The 15,848-nt window shown below is 33.3% G+C and carries 9 protein-coding genes; 5 read left to right on the top strand and 4 right to left on the bottom strand.

What is annotated here, in order from left to right; all coding sequences use genetic code 11:
• Positions 1 to 32: 32 nt before the first annotated feature.
• Positions 33 to 4,055 carry a hybrid sensor histidine kinase/response regulator transcription factor gene (locus tag EV196_RS18680; protein WP_207902876.1) on the bottom strand — a complete coding sequence of 1,341 codons (4,023 nt, stop codon included), beginning with the start codon at positions 4,053 to 4,055 and terminating at the stop codon, positions 33 to 35.
• Positions 4,056 to 4,594: 539 nt separating this feature from the next.
• Here EV196_RS18680 and EV196_RS18675 point away from each other — a divergent pair.
• From EV196_RS18675 to EV196_RS18655, 5 genes are all read left to right on the top strand, one after another.
• Positions 4,595 to 5,995: an arylsulfatase gene (locus EV196_RS18675; RefSeq protein ID WP_243652287.1), complete on the top strand. Its 1,401-nt coding sequence runs from the start codon at positions 4,595 to 4,597 to the stop codon at positions 5,993 to 5,995.
• Between the two features lie 9 nt (positions 5,996 to 6,004).
• A complete protein-coding gene (locus tag EV196_RS18670; protein WP_132219305.1) occupies positions 6,005 to 8,602 on the top strand; it encodes a fibronectin type III domain-containing protein in 2,598 nt (865 codons plus the stop codon).
• Positions 8,603 to 8,713: 111 nt separating this feature from the next.
• A complete protein-coding gene (locus EV196_RS18665) occupies positions 8,714 to 10,243 on the top strand; it encodes a sulfatase family protein (protein WP_394343254.1) in 1,530 nt (509 codons plus the stop codon).
• A gap of 180 nt (positions 10,244 to 10,423) precedes the next feature.
• Positions 10,424 to 11,131, top strand: a complete 708-nt coding sequence (locus EV196_RS18660; protein WP_132219303.1) for a hypothetical protein — start codon at positions 10,424 to 10,426, stop codon at positions 11,129 to 11,131.
• Positions 11,013 to 12,563, top strand: coding sequence for a glycosyl hydrolase (locus EV196_RS18655; protein WP_132219302.1), 1,551 nt, complete (start codon positions 11,013 to 11,015; stop codon positions 12,561 to 12,563). The genes EV196_RS18660 and EV196_RS18655 overlap by 119 nt, the downstream gene beginning before the upstream one ends.
• Positions 12,564 to 12,592: 29 nt before the next feature.
• Here EV196_RS18655 and EV196_RS18650 read toward each other — a convergent pair whose 3' ends face one another.
• Genes EV196_RS18650 through EV196_RS18640 form a run of 3 tightly spaced genes read right to left on the bottom strand, consistent with a single transcriptional unit; the run spans position 12,593 to position 15,804 of the window.
• Positions 12,593 to 13,612, bottom strand: a complete 1,020-nt coding sequence (locus EV196_RS18650) for a UDP-glucose--hexose-1-phosphate uridylyltransferase (protein ID WP_132219301.1) — start codon at positions 13,610 to 13,612, stop codon at positions 12,593 to 12,595.
• A gap of 20 nt (positions 13,613 to 13,632) precedes the next feature.
• A complete protein-coding gene (galK, locus tag EV196_RS18645; protein ID WP_132219300.1) occupies positions 13,633 to 14,781 on the bottom strand; it encodes a galactokinase in 1,149 nt (382 codons plus the stop codon).
• A gap of 18 nt (positions 14,782 to 14,799) precedes the next feature.
• A complete protein-coding gene (locus tag EV196_RS18640; protein WP_132219299.1) occupies positions 14,800 to 15,804 on the bottom strand; it encodes a GntR family transcriptional regulator in 1,005 nt (334 codons plus the stop codon).
• Between the last annotated feature and the right edge of the window lie 44 nt (positions 15,805 to 15,848).

Genomic DNA, 15,848 nt, shown 5'->3' with positions numbered 1-15,848 from the left:
TTACTGTTTTTGAATATTTAGTCTTTATTGAATCAGTTTTTTTTGTCGGCGTATTTTTTTATATATTCTGTGGGGCTCATTTTGTATTCTTTATGAAAACATTTTCCAAAATATTTTTGGTTATTAAACCCGGTCATATAAGCGATTTCAGAAATGTATAAATCATTTTTTTTAAGTAATTGTGTTGCGCGTTTAAGTTTTATGGTTTTTATAAAATTAACAGGAGTGTCGTTAGCAATCGTTTGAAGTTTTCTGTAAAGATTTGCTCGACTCATTCCAGCCTCAGAAGCCAGATATTCAACACTTAGCAAGTTATTGTTCATAGAGTTTTCTATAATTGTAATGAGTTTTTTTATGAATTTTTCATCATTGGAGTCTGTCTCAATCAAAGAAGGCTCGGGGGTAATTACTTTGCTGTATTTTTCTTTAAGTTCATTTCTTGTTACTAAGGCGTTTTTAACTTTCCATTTAACAAATTCCATACTAAAGGGCTTTTCAATATAATCATCGGCACCTAAGCTTAAACACTCAATTTTGGTTTCTTCAGAGTTTTTGGCGGTTAGCATAAATATAGGGATATTGCAAATTTCCTTATTTGCTTTTATTCGTTTTAGCATGGATATACCATCTTCAACGGGCATTAATATATCGCTTATAATGAGTAATGGTTTTTCGTTTAAAATAATTTCATAGCCTTCTTTTCCATTCGGGGCTTCTAGGATGTAAAAATCCGGTTTTAGTTCCTCTTTAACCATGCGCCTTAAGTCATCATTATCTTCAACAATTAAAATTTTGGGTTTTGGGTTTTTGTTTGAATTCTTTTTTTCTTCGAATTCGGTTGATACTTCTTCAATAATTTGAAATTCAGAGTTTTGTATAAAATTTCTTTTTAAAGGCATCCCCGTTTTAATTCGTTCATTTTTACAGTATCTATCTTTGTTTATAGGAAGGTAAAAAGTGAATTCTGTATAAACGTTTTCTTTGCTTTCTACCACAATTTCACCATGGTGTCTTTTAATAAGTTTATGTACTAATTCCATGCCAATGCCAGTACCAGGAACTTGGTTGCTATAAGATTTTGTAGCCTGATAGTAACGGTCAAAAATATATTGCAAGTCTTTTTCTGGAATGCCCATACCATTATCTTTAACCGAACATTTTATGTAGGTGTTTTTTTCTGATTCTAAAGTTTTGAATATTGAATCTTCTTTTCCAGCAATCTCTAGGCTAACGCTAATGGCTCCTTTTTCTTTGGTGTATTTGAAAGCATTTGACAGGAGGTTAAAGAGCGTTTTTTCTAATATATCTACATCATACCAACCTTTAATCTTTTCTTCTTTGGAAATAAACACGTATGTTATGCCATAAATTCTGGCAAAATCATTAAAGCTATCTTTTATAATGTTCACATCTTTAACTATGTCATTTTTTGATATGCTTAAATTGAATTTCCCCACATCAAATTTTCGTATATCCATTATTTGATTTATAAGACGGTGCATACGTAGCGTATTGTTGTATATACGTTGGGCAGTATGGGCGCTAAGCATGAATTCTTTTTCTTTAACTACTTTTTCAATGGTTCCAAGTATTAGGGATAGTGGGGTGCGTAGTTCATGTGAAATATCGGTAAAGAAAACCATCTTCATTCTGTTATGTTCGTTGTCCTTTTCTCTACTTATGGTTTCCTTAACTAGGTTCTTTTTAAGTTTATACCATCTTTTGATTAATAGATAGCATATGTATAGTATTATAACAGCAAGTAAACCATAAATAAAATAAGCCAAATTGCTTTTCCAAAATGGTGGTGTGATTTTAAAATGGAGTAGCGTTGGGTTCTCGTTCCACACCCCGTCACTGTTAGCGCTTTTTACTTTAAAAGTGTAGGTACCAGGTGGAAGGTCGTTGTAGTTTGCATTTCTGTTGGATGCTGTGGTATAAACCCAATAATCATTTAGCCCCTCTAACATATAGGCATATTCATTTTTATTTGGGGTGGTTAAATCTAGCGAGGAAAAATTTATTACAATATTATTTTGGTCATAAGTTAAAACCGTTGGTTCTTCAGAATTAATATCTATACTACTGGATGCATTAAATTCTGGGTGAGACGCTTTACTTTTAGAATCGCCAAGTCTTGTAAAACTAGTTATAACGGTTGCTGGTACTTTTTCTTTAGGCAAAAATTTATCTACAAACACGGTGTAAAAACCATCGGTATTTCCAAAGTATAACTTCTTTTTGTTTTTATTGGAAGAGCTTGAGTTAAATGTAAAGTACACCTCTTTAATGCCATCCTCTATACCAAAAGGAATAAATTTTTCTGTAAGTACATCTAATCGTGTTAGGCCTTCTTGTGTACTCATCCATAAATTACCATTAGAGTCTTCTTCAATCGCAGCCACTGTATTAGGAGCTAGACCACTTGTTTTGTTGAAATTTTTAAAACTATTGTGATCTTCAATGTAATAGTTCAAGCCTCCGCCTCGTGTTCCAATCCATATTGTTTTGTTACTATCTTCGTGCAAGCTTAAAATAGCATTTGATGATAGCCCGTCTTTATTAGGTAAATATTCTTCTAATGTTTCATTGTTAAAATCTACTTTAAAAAGCCCCTCTCCACGTGTGCCAATCCAAAGCATATTATCGGTGGTTACTAAAAAGGCCGAAGTGTGGTTGTTTGAAAGTTTTTTTATAATCTCTTTTTTGAATTCAGAAAGGGGAGCTACATTATTAACAATACCAATGCCCCCATCCCACAAGCCAATCCAGCTTTCATTTTGGTTGATAATGGCTATATCTGTTATTCGTTTCCTAAACGTTTTTAATTTTTTTAATTTAAAATTTGTTGATTCTGGATTGTAATCTATAGTTTCAAATAAGATATTATTACTGCTTAGTAAAAGTTCGGAGTTGTTGAAGTTTCCAACTATTTTACCTATGTTATTGACTTCTGTCGGAAAATTAGTTTTAATCTCATTACATACGTTTGTTTTAGGGTTGTATTTGTAAATACCTTTGTTAGTTCCTATTAGTATGTTGTTTTCAGAATTAAACAAAATATTTTGTGTGTTTAAATTTTTAAGCTTGGTAGACATGCTTAAATTGTAAAAGTTGAATAGTGATGTTCTACCAAGTAATTTGTTAATGCCCTTTGCAGAACCAATCCATAGATTACCATACGAATCGTAGGTTGTTGAATTAACTTGGTCATTTATTAAATTTGAGTTTGTAAATTCTTTTGAATAATAATTAAATTGATATTTATTGTTGTTTCTAACGGCTTTAACTAAACCATTTGTGGTGCCTATCCATAAATTTTTGTTATAAGGGCTTAAACTTATAGAACTTAATGAACTCCCTTTTTCAAATGAGTCCATAATACCTACATAGGATTCCAATATTTCGAGGTTATGGTTTGTTTTATTATAACCTAATAGATAAAGATTCTTTTTTGTTAAAACAATTATGGAATTATCGGTCACATTTTTCATGGCAATAATCTCACTATTGAAATTTGTTTGAATGTACTTTCCGTTACTATCCAATAAATAAATACCTTTATCTGTCCCTATCCAATAACGTTTAAAAGTGTCTTCAACAAAAGCACTTATTTGCTTATTGAATTTTAATAAATTGGGATTGTTTTGATAGTTAAAATGAGAGTCTAACTTTGTTTTGTCAAAGTCTTTATCAGGTGTTATTGTTACCAGTCCTGTGTTTTTTGGATTGGCTATTATTTTACCATCAGATGTTTTATACAATACCGTAGAAGTAATATTTTTATAAAACCCTTTAAATTTATTTTGTTTTCTATTATAGTAAACTAAAAAGCTTTCGCTACCAATCCATAAATTTTGGTTATTATCTTCAATAATGGAGTTTATATTGTTATTGGGAATAGAAAAAGAGTTAAAAACGTCATTTTGGTATTGAATTAAGTTGTTTCCATCATAACGATACAATCCGGTATTAGTTCCAATCCATAAAAACCCAGTACTATCTTCGAATAAAACATTCACTTTTTGGTTAAAAGGAGCACCTTGTATATTCAATTCATTAAAAAATAGTTTATTGGACTGAGATACGCATAAAAAAGCATTAAATGTAAAGAAGAAAATAAAACTACATTTTAATATATTTATTGATTTTTTTGATAAAATATAAGTAACCATCTATTTTTTACATTTTGTGTGTTGAGGAAAAGTATATAATTTTTTTCTCAAAATGATTTTATAGCAAGTTCACGATTTTTTTTTGGTTAGACATAAATTTCAAGGATAAAATATGTTGATAGTTAGGAGTAAAAATGTTGCATTTTGAATATTTAGTGTTTTTTATGGATTGTGCAACATTTTTAGGTGTCAATTGAGAATTATAATATATATGTAGTAGATATATTTGAACATTATAAATAAGTGATATTTATATAACTTGAAACTTTTGATGGGTTGTAAATTTTAATTCCATCTTTAATTTAGATATTTTTATAATGATGAAAATTCCTGTAAATATTTTTGCGTTGTTATTCGCAATGTTGTGCTTGTCGTGCAATTCTTCAAATTTGAATCCCCAAGATAAAGACAAATCTATTATGTCATCTATAGAAAACGTAAACCGTGTTAGCAAGCCTAATATTATTTACATTCTGGCTGATGATTTAGGTTATGGGGATTTAAGTTCTTATGGGCAGCAAAAATTTTCAACGCCTAATATTGATAAGCTTGCTACGCAAGGGATGTTGTTTACGCAACATTATTCTGGGAGTACTGTTTGTGCACCATCGCGATCTGCATTACTTACAGGTATGCATACGGGTCATACTGTTGTAAGGGGCAATAAGGAGATACAACCAGAAGGGCAATACCCAATACCAGATGCTACTTATACGATGGCTGAGGCCATGAAAAAGGCAGGTTATGTTACAGGGGCTTTCGGTAAATGGGGGCTCGGTTTTCCTGGATCTGAAGGAGACCCAATAAATCAAGGTTTTGATACTTTTTTTGGATATAATTGTCAGCGTTTAGGGCATAAATATTATCCAGACCATTTATGGTCCAATAAGGATTCTATTGTAATAAAAGAAAATAAAAATTTTGCCAATGCTGTATATGCGCCAAGTGTTATACACGATAAAACCTTAGAATTTATAGAACAAAATAAAGACAAACCATTTTTCGCCTATGTAGCTTCTATAATTCCTCATGCCGAATTGGCTGCTCCAGAAGAACTTATGAAAAAATATAGAAATAAGTTTTTGCCTGAAAAAAAATTTATAGGATCTAATTTTCCGGCTGAATTAAACAATGGAGCTTATAAATCTCAAGATGAATCGCACGCGGCTTTTGTGGCCATGATTGATTTATTAGACCAACAAGTAGGGGAGATCATGAAGAAAGTAGATGAACTTGGAATAGCTGATAATACGATTATCATTTTCACATCTGATAACGGACCTCATACTGAAGGAGGGGCAGACCCTAAATATTTCGATAGCAATGGTCCTCTAAAAGGAACAAAACGTGATTTATATGAAGGAGGTATTCGTGTGCCTATGATTGTAAAATGGCCTGGAAAAGTAAAAGAGGGCAGTAAATCTGATCATATTTCTGCATTTTGGGACGTTTTTCCAACTTTTGCCGATATTATTGAGGTAGATAAACCAAAAAACATAGATGGTATTTCATTTCTGCCTGAGATTTTAGGAGACTCAAAAAATCAAAAAGAGCATGAGTACTTGTATTGGGAATTTCACGAAAAAGGAGGTCGCCAGGCCGTAAGAATGGGCGACTGGAAGGCTGTAAAATATAATGTGCTTAAAAACCCTAAAGCTCCATTGGAACTTTACGATTTAACTAAAGATATAGGAGAAAAAAATAATGTGGCAGCTCAACATCCCGAAATAGTTTCAAAAATGGAAGCTATTTTAAAAGAGGCTAGAACACCTTCAGATGTATTTACATTTAGTCAAGAAACTTTTTTAAATGTTGATTGATTTTTGGTCATGAATTTAAAAAAACTATCTACATTTTTTTTTATTTGTGTTTTTTTCTTGTGTTCTGCACAACAAGAAGAGGGCGTTATAAACATAAATACTAATAAAGGACATGAAATTAAAGTGGGAGCAAGTGGCTTTAATGTGCGTATAGCAGATAAAGGCTGGAGTTACTTACATCCAGATTTTAGGCAAGCCGTTCACGAATTAAAACCTGGGTGGCTACGTTATTTTTCGGGCACCATGGGCGATGCCTTTAGCAGTGCTACTGGGCAATACGATATAGATTATGCGATGATGTTCGATCATCCAAAAGAATACCTTAAAGGATATAGATTTACAGACGTTAAGGGGCCACATCGCATTTATGACCTTTATCAACTCTTAGGGGAAATTAATGGTAAATTAATAATTACCATAAATGGTTTTACAGAAACTCCAGAAATGACCCGTGAATTGGCTAGGTTTTGTAAAAATAATAATATAGAAGTTGCAACATGGCAATTTTGCAACGAACCTTATTTTTATGTACCGCACAGAGAGCGTTATTGGTGGAATAATGGCTACGATTATGCTGCGAAAATGAAGCCACATGCCGATGCTATTAAAGAAGTGTTTCCAGATGCCTTTTTAGCATTAAATAATACATGGGATGGTATTTGGGGTTTTATGAAAGAAATTAATAAGTACCAGACAGAACAGGGAGCCTATTGGAACGTGTTTTCGAAACATTCATATGCACCACATACAGGAAAAAAGGAAACGATTGAAGCAGCTTATAAAAGAGCAAACACTAAACTTTTAGAAGCAACTTCAGTTGTGGCTATGCAAGAAATTGAAGATTATAGCTGGAAAGATGTGCCGATGGTTATTACCGAATTCGGAGTTTGGAATGCACCTTTAAATGGTATTTACTCTAGTATATATAATATAGAATATGTAATGCGCCAACTACAGCATACCAATACATGGTATGTGGGAGCCCATGAAGTTAGTAGTAAATATGCACCTCAAAAAAATATAAATAAAGAGATTGAAGAAGCTTATGATAAAGGAGAAAAGCTTTTAACCGATAGTATTTTTACGGGAATAAACAGAACACTTGAAGGAAAAGCTTATGAAATTTTTCATGACGTCACCAATCATTCCAACTTTATATTTAAAACTAATGTCACTAATGGGTTTAAAGTTTCTGGACTAAAGGATACTGATGAAATTGGGTTTTATACGCAAGCTTACAAAGGAATTAATGGCTATGATTATTTGGTGTTTACAAATCGAAGTCAAGAAACCAAAGACTTTAAAATAAAGGTAAATGGAAAGGTGTTGAATAATGATATTCAAGTAAAATATATAACGGCTAAAAGTTTAGAAGTTCAAAATACTAATATTCAAGAAACCGAATTCAAAAACGGAAAAATTAATATTCCACCTTACAGTGTTTCTATCGCTAAATGGAAGTCTAAAGAGCCAACGAAGCCTTTAAATCCTGCTATATACAAAACTGAAGTGACAAATTCAGGAATTAAGGTAACATGGGGAAAAATTAGTTATGTGGATAGCTATGATATTTTTTATGGTGAAGATTCAAAAAACCTATCTAAAAAAATATCGATTGCAGATGGTTTAAAAAACACTGTTACTCTGGAAGATTTATCCTTAGGAAAAGCATATTTTGTTCAAATAAAAGCTAAAAACAAGCAAGGTGTTAGTGAGTTTTCAAACATGGTGGTTACAAATTACGGTATACCAGAAATACCAAAAATTTTCAAAAGCTCCAGACGAGACCAAACGGCTACCATTTTTTGGAAAAGTGTATCCAGCGCAAATGGATACAAACTTAAGTATGTTAATGCTAAAACCAATGAAGTTATGGTTGTTGAAACCAATAACGTTTACGGATTTAGGGTTGATGGTTTGAAATTTGATATTCCGTATCAATTTTCAGTAGCTGCGTATAATGGATTGGGATTAAGTGAGTTTTCAAAACCTGAAACACTTATACTTTCAAATAAAGTGCCACTAAGCCCTCGGAATGTTTCAGCAATAAGAAATTTAGACGGGAGCGTATCCATCAAATGGATTGAGCAAGATTCAATACTTCCTGAAACAACATATAATGTTTACAGAGGAGAAGAACTTCATAAATATACAAAAATAGCATCTGGTGTTAAAACATCATTCTATGAAGATATAACTCCTGAAAACAAAACCTATTATTATACTGTAAAAGCAGAAACTACTGCAGGCGAAAGCAATTTTTATCCTAACACAGCCACCTTATTTGATGTGGAATCAAAATATTCAATAGACATTACAGATATTGAAAAGCAAGATAATGGATACCTGCTAAAGGTTAAATTCAAAAATATTTTGCTTGATGGCGATTATTCTTATGGAGTTAAAATTGAGAATATTTCGTATTTAACCGTAGAAGAGCAATTGGTTTTAGGAAGAAATTTATCGACTAATAATAATACGTTCGAGGTTTTTATTCCTCATTCAGAATTAGCAAAAAAGTCAAAGTATGCTATTAAAGCATTTATAAACACCAATGGAAAAAGTCTTTTTAGTAAGTTACCAAATAGGAACATTCAAACAGATTAAGGTTTTTGGCAGTTTAAAATTGAAAAATTAAGTAGTTTCAAAAGCACTTAAAAGAATCAATTTTTTGTTACAACTTCATTATTAAAAGAATTAATTTATATAAAAAAAATGATGAGAACTAAATGGCTTAACTCAAGTTTATTAATTGTAGCAACAATGATTTTTTTTAGTTGTAAGATTAGTTCAAAATTAGAAGTAAAACCTCCTTTAGATATGAAACAGCAACCAAATATTGTTGTAATATATCTTGATGATTTAGGATATGGCGATTTAAGCTGTTATGGTGCAACAGAAATTAATACCCCAAACATAGATGCTCTGGCGGATGGCGGTGTTAGATTCACAAGTGGTTATGCAACTTCTGCTACATGTACACCAAGTCGTTATGCTTTGCTTACTGGTGTATACCCATGGCGAAACAAAAATGCTAAAATTTTACCGGGTGATGCGCCTTTGTTAATAGATACCGAGCAACAAACCTTACCCAAATTACTATCTAAAGCAGGTTACCAAACGGCTATTATAGGCAAATGGCATTTAGGTTTGGGCTCCGGAAATGTAAACTGGAATGAAACGATAAAACCAAGTCCAAATGAAGTTGGTTTTGACGAGTCTTATATTTTGGCGGCAACACAAGATCGTGTACCAACTGTGTATATCGAAAACGGACATGTTGTTGGTTTAGACAAGAACGACCCCATAGAAGTTGATTATAAAAAGAATTTTGAAGGAGAACCTACAGCCATATCCAATCCGGAAATGTTAACCATGAAATGGCACCATGGGCATAACAATAGTATTGTAAACGGTATCCCGAGAATTGGATATATGAAAGGTGGAAATGATGCAAAATGGAGTGATGTAGATATGGCCGATCATTTCCTGAAAAAAGCGCAAGACTATGTGAAAAATCACAAGAGGAATCCATTTTTTCTTTACTATGCCATGCAACAACCACACGTACCAAGAACGCCACATCCTCGTTTTGTTGGTAAATCTGGCATGGGACCAAGAGGCGATGTAATTTTAGAAGCCGATTGGTGCATTGGTGAATTTATGAAAACCTTAAAAGAAGAAGGCTTGTTAGAAAATACACTGATTGTGTTTTCGAGTGATAATGGTCCTGTGCTAAACGATGGTTATTTTGATGAGGCTGTTGAAAAATTAGGAAAACACGATCCTAAAGGCGGATTGCGTGGTGGTAAATACAGCCTTTTTGAAGCAGGAACTCGGGTACCCTTTATCACATATTGGAAAGGACGAATTACACCGAATGTGTCGGATGCGATAGTATGTCAAATAGATTTATTAGCATCTTTGGGTAATCTTGTTAATCGTGATGAAAAATCGACAGACAGTGAAAACTTAATGAATACGTTTCTAGGTGAATCAAATAAAGGACGCGATAATTTAATTATAGAAGCAAATTCTCATACTGCTTTACGCAGCGGCGATTGGATTATGATTCCGCCTTATAAAGGGGAAGTTATAAACAAAAACGTAGGAAACGAAACAGGGAACTCGTTAGAATATAAACTGTATAATCTAAAAATAGATGTTGGTCAAAAACACAATTTAGCCAAAGAAAATCCTCAAAAATTAAAAGAATTGATGGTGGTTTTTGAAAACTTAAAGCAATAAATTCACTTCCCATATAGAAATAGAAAGGTTTGTTTGGTAAAGGAAGAATCTATATCAATTAAAATACATGCCTTAATTGCCCTCTTTTTTGTGTATTGCAACATTTGTACAGCTTAAATGAGAATTATAAAGTTTTGAAATTTTATAGTTTTGAAGTATTAAACTGTTAAAACCAAAAAAATGAAAAGAACACTACTATTTCTATCAGTTTTATTTCTAGCCTTAAATAGCTTTGCACAAACTTCTGCGTGCGGTAGTATCGTAAATGATACTTTTGATACAGCTGGAGCTATTCCTAGCGAATGGACAGAGTACAATACTTCAGGACAGGTAACAGTAGACAATGGTCAACTTAAATTGGATTATTCTACAGATAAACCAGCCGTTTATCGCACATTCAGTTCGGTAACAGATAATTTTTCATATGCTTTCGATATGTCTAGTACCCGAAATTATGTGAATTGTAATATGAGTTTAATTTCTTCAACAGGAAAATATTTAGCAAGTTTTACATTTGCTTTATCTAGCAATACAAATATACAATATGCGAGTACCATGGATGCAGGTATTCCAAGTGGCTATACAGGTGCTTTAATACCTTCAACGTATACGACTAATACACTTTATTCCCTTTCGGCAAATGTAAATTTTACCACTCAAAAAGTTGATTTTTATAATAACGGAACACTCATGGCAGCAGAGATTCCTTTTTTAGAAACTGCATTAGATGTTGCCAAAATAGATATTCAATTAAACTATATGTACAATAATGAAGGACGATTCTTTTTTGATAACATTTCATTATTTAGCCTCAGAGAATCGTTTGGAACTATTAAATGGTGTGAATGCTGGACAAACATCGTTAGCTTCCGTTACAGTAGGCGATAGCTACGGGCAATATCCGCAATCCGCAATAGATGCTTTTCAATTAGCAATTAATGATGCTAATGTTGTGCTTGCGGATTGTGCTACCACTTCTACAGCAATGACTCAAGCACTTTCCGATTTTCAATCAGCAAAAGCTGTATTTGATGCCGCTATAGTGAATGATCCGGTGCTAAAAATTTATTCGGGTTATAATTTTTCTGGAGAAGAAAAAGAAATTTATTGTGGTTACTATAACGGTACTTTAGGCGAAAATGATGATTGGGCAGTTTCGTTTACATTGGAAAAAGGATATATGGCCACTTTTGCTGAACATATAAATGGAACCGGCGCCAGTAAAGTTTATGTGGCTGCCGATGCTGATTTAAGTATTAATCTTCCAGCAAATTTGCAACAAAAAGTATCCTTCATTCGCATTTCACCTTGGAGAAATATCAAGAAAAAAGGCTTAGGCGCTAAAGGGGACGATGTGGTTGCAGCCCTTGATAATTCGTGGTATTACAATTGGGGAACAACAGGAGAAAGCATTGGAGATGCAGAGTTTGTGCCAAACCAATGGGGTGGCGGTTCTATAGCTAAGGCAGTAAGTTTGGGTGAGCGAATGGACATTACGCATTACATGGCTTTTAACGAACCCGATAATGAGGATCAATCCAATATGACAGTTGATAAAGCTATCGAAAAATACGAAGAATTATTAGCCTCGGGGTTGCGTTTGGGTTCTCCTGCAAATACAGATGGAGCCGTTGGAGCTGCTTGGCGCGATGAGTTCATGACAAAAGCTGAAGCAAATGGCTTACGTGTTGATTATATGGTAGTACATTATTATAAAAAAACAACACCAGAGGGTTTTTACAATTGGTTAAAAGCAATTTATGATAAATGGCAACGTCCCATTTGGATTAAAGAATTCAATTATGGCGCTACTTGGGTGTCTAACAAGCCCACTACCAATGAAGACGCAAGCGATGGTTTGGAATCGTACATCAATAAGTTAGATGATACGGATTTTATAGAGCGTTACGCCGTATTTACTTGGCAACCAGACAATGCAGTATATTCTTTAATGTCTGTGCGCACTCCGGTAACATTAAGTACTTCGGGTGTTATGTACCGCGATCACATTTCGCCAGTAGCTTATACCCAGGAAGTTTACGAACAAGGAGAACAACTATCAGTTGGTGATAATTCAATCGATTCTACAATTTTAATTTATCCAACAGTAGTAAAGGATGGTGTTTTAAACTTCGTCTATTCAAATGAAATGAAAAACAGTAAGATAGAATTAACTATTTATAACACCATGGGGCAGCAAATTAAAAAAGTATCCAATTTAGGTTCTAGCATAAATATTAGCAATCTTTCCGTTGGTGTATATATAGTTAAAATAAAATCCGGATTTAACTATTTTACCAAAAAAATTATTGTAAACTAAGTTTTTAAAATCTATAATTATGAGTAAAATCAAATAAGCTCTTTCAATTTATTACAAGCAATTTCTGCGGTTATATCACGTTGTGGTGAACCAAACATTTCATAACCTACCATAAACTTCTTAACACTGGCGCTTCTTAACAAAGGCGGATAAAAACTCATGTGCCAATGCCAATGGCTGTTATCTTTTCCATTGGTTGGTGCTTGGTGTATTCCACTAGAGTAGGGGAATGAGGTGTTGAATAACCTATCATAAACTTTGGTCAATACCGAAATAGCTTCAGCAAAAAGCAGCGATTCGTTATCTTTCAATTCAAGAATGTTGGATTGATGTCTTTTGGGAACAATCATAGCTTCAAAAGGCCACACAGCCCAAAAAGGCACGAGCACTACAAATGCCTCATTTTCAAAAATAATACGTTCGTTTTTTGATAATTCCTGTTTAATATAATCGCCTAAAAGACTGCTTTTGTTTTTATTATAATATGCCAATTGGTGTTTGTCTTTCTTGTCAACTTCATTAGGAAGACTCGTTTGGCTCCAAATTTGACCGTGTGGATGCGGATTGCTACAGCCCATAACGGCACCTTTATTTTCAAATATCTGAACGTAATTGATCAATTCGTTTTCCGCAAGTTCTTTGTATTCCCGTTGACATGCAAAAACTACTTTTTCAATTTCAGAAGGTTGCATGTCCGCCAAACTTTTGGAGTGGTCTGGACTAAAACAAATCACTTTACAGATGCCTTGTTCGCTTTGCGCCAATAGTAAACCATCTTCAACTTGAAAATTTTTAGAATCGGTTTGTAAAGCAGCAAAATCGTTGGTGAATACAAATACATCTTCATAATTAGGATTTATTTCACCATTAATTCGGGTGTTTCCAGCACATAAATAGCAACTTGGATCGTGTTTGGGTCTTACTTCATTTGAAACTGCTTCGTTTTGCCCTTGCCAAGGGCGTTTGGCACGATGTGGCGATACCAAAACCCATTCGCCTGTTAAAATATTATATCTTTTATGCGAGTAATCTTGTAAATCCGTATTCATGTTGTTTTAAAAAATCTTAATTATTTAATTAGATGTGTACCATCAGAAAGTTTAACATCGTAAATGGAACACTCTTTGTTGAATTCATTTTTATAAGCTTCAGAAACAAACATTTTAAAAGATTCAGTTTCTGCTTTTTCTATCAAATTAATGGTACAGCCACCAAAACCACCCCCCATCATTCTAGCACCTAAAACATGACCGTTCAATTTGGCTTGTTCCACTAAAAAATCCAATTCATCGCAACTCACCTTATATTGGTTTTGCAACCCGTTGTGCGAGGCATAAATAAGTTCTCCTAGTGTTTCCAAATCATCTTCTTGCATTGCTTTTGAAGCACGAACAGCACGCTCGTTTTCTTGAATGACGTACAATACTTTTTGATAGTTTTCCGGTGTAATTCTATCTTTTATGGATTCCAGATCAAATTCCGTAGCGTCTCTTAAAGCTTTTACGTTCAGCATTTCTGCAACCGATTCGCATACCGAGCGTCTATCGTTATAGGCACTATCAGATAAGCTGTGCTTCACATTGGTATTTATTAAAATGAGTTCATGGTCTTTAAAGTCAATTTCAAAAGGTTTCGATTTTACCGTTCTACAATCCAGTAACAATGCATGGTTCTCAATACCAAACATGCTGGCGTATTGGTCCATGATGCCACATTTTACACCAACGTAATTATGTTCGGCTTTTTGCGAAATTAAAATCATTTCGTGTTTGGTCAATCCTAAATCAAACAATTCATTTAAACCAAAAACCACACTGTTTTCTAAAGCAGCCGATGATGACATGCCCGCACCCCCAGGAATATCGCCACCAAAAGCAATATTAAAATTCCCCAAAGTTTTACTTCTATTTTGAATTTCGGCAACCACTCCGAGGATATAATTTTGCCAGCTACCCTGTGCTAGAGGTTTAAGTTTATCAAGTGAAAATTCGATACTTTCATCTTTATCAGCAGCATAAGCAATGGATGTATTGGTATCGCTTTTTTGGATACCAGCAACAATGCCTTTATCTACTGCAGCAGGAAATACAAAGCCATCGTTGTAATCGGTATGTTCTCCAATAATATTGATACGTCCAGGAGAAAATATCAGGATAGGCTCTTTTTGAAACTTGGAAAAGAAGCTATTTTTTATGGTGTTAATTAGTGCTGTACTCATGTTTAGTTTTATATTTTGTTACAAGGAATTTCTTAGAATTAAATTATTGGTGTTTTCTATTTGTAGTTGTAGTTGTTCTTTATTAAGGATCATTTTTGCTAAACGCTCTCCCATAGCATTAAAATCGGTAGAGATAGTGGTTATGCCACCTTCAACAATTTCTTTTAGTAAGGTGTCGTTGTATGATATTATTCCAATATCTTTAGAAAGAACAAATTTTTCTTCCTTAATTTTTTTGATGACACGTAAAAGGTTTTTATCATCGGGTATTACAAAAACATCACCTTTATTTAATTCTCTATTTTGAAAAGAACTAATAACTTCATTTGTAATAGCATTTATTTTGCAAAATTTCTTGAATCCCTTTAGCATCCCCTGAGGTTGCCGATTGTGGTCAAAAAACAATATCATTTTTTTGTAATTCTGAATGGATGGTAAAGCTTTGTTGAGACTATTTAAGATATCCTTTTCAAAATTTTGATAAATACCTGAATATTCGGATAATTCAGGATGTGTTTGATCTAGTATGTAAACTTTATCTTTAGGAAGCACATCTAAAACCAAATTGGTGTTCTGTAAATTGGCAGGCATAATAACATAATAGTTGTAAATGCCTGTATTTTCATGAATCAATTTACTGAACATGTCTTCATTAAAATGATGGAAATAGGTATCTACACGAATGTTTTCTCCAAGATTATTAATAAAGGAATTATAAAGATCTTCCTTGAACGAATTGAGTTCATCGAATAACAAGAACACTTTTTGGGATACTTCAATGTTATCATTTATAAGATAATAACCTTTTCCGACAACAGATTGTATAATGCCTCTGGTTTTCAATTCGTTAAATGCCATTAAAACGGTGTCTCTTGAAAGTTTATGAGTGTCTCTAATACTGTTTAAAGAAGGTAATTGATCGCCTTTTTTTAAAGTGCCAGAAACTATAGCGTCTTCAATGGATGCTATAATTTGTTTGTATTTAGGGGTTCCTATTTGTTTTTTAACACGAATCATGCTCATGTGGCAAAGGTATAAAAAAATATTTAACTAAAAACTAGTAGGTA

Origin of the sequence: Mariniflexile fucanivorans, assembly GCF_004341235.1 — a bacterium.
In the GTDB taxonomy this organism is placed as follows: domain Bacteria; phylum Bacteroidota; class Bacteroidia; order Flavobacteriales; family Flavobacteriaceae; genus Mariniflexile; species Mariniflexile fucanivorans.
Note: the sequence above shows the minus strand (reverse complement) of the source record. Positions and strands in the feature narration are given on the sequence as shown.

Excerpts from the sequence above, each read along its gene's own strand:
- EV196_RS18675 (WP_243652287.1), top strand. The coding sequence starts at position 4,595 with ATGTCATCTATAGAAAACGTAAACCGTGTTAGCAAGCCTAATATTATT.
- EV196_RS18670 (WP_132219305.1), top strand. The coding sequence starts at position 6,005 with ATGAATTTAAAAAAACTATCTACATTTTTTTTTATTTGTGTTTTTTTC.
- EV196_RS18665 (WP_394343254.1), top strand. The coding sequence starts at position 8,714 with ATGAGAACTAAATGGCTTAACTCAAGTTTATTAATTGTAGCAACAATG.
- EV196_RS18660 (WP_132219303.1), top strand. The coding sequence starts at position 10,424 with ATGAAAAGAACACTACTATTTCTATCAGTTTTATTTCTAGCCTTAAAT.
- EV196_RS18655 (WP_132219302.1), top strand. The coding sequence starts at position 11,013 with ATGAAGGACGATTCTTTTTTGATAACATTTCATTATTTAGCCTCAGAG.
- EV196_RS18650 (WP_132219301.1), bottom strand. The coding sequence starts at position 13,612 with ATGAATACGGATTTACAAGATTACTCGCATAAAAGATATAATATTTTA.
- galK (WP_132219300.1), bottom strand. The coding sequence starts at position 14,781 with ATGAGTACAGCACTAATTAACACCATAAAAAATAGCTTCTTTTCCAAG.
- EV196_RS18640 (WP_132219299.1), bottom strand. The coding sequence starts at position 15,804 with ATGAGCATGATTCGTGTTAAAAAACAAATAGGAACCCCTAAATACAAA.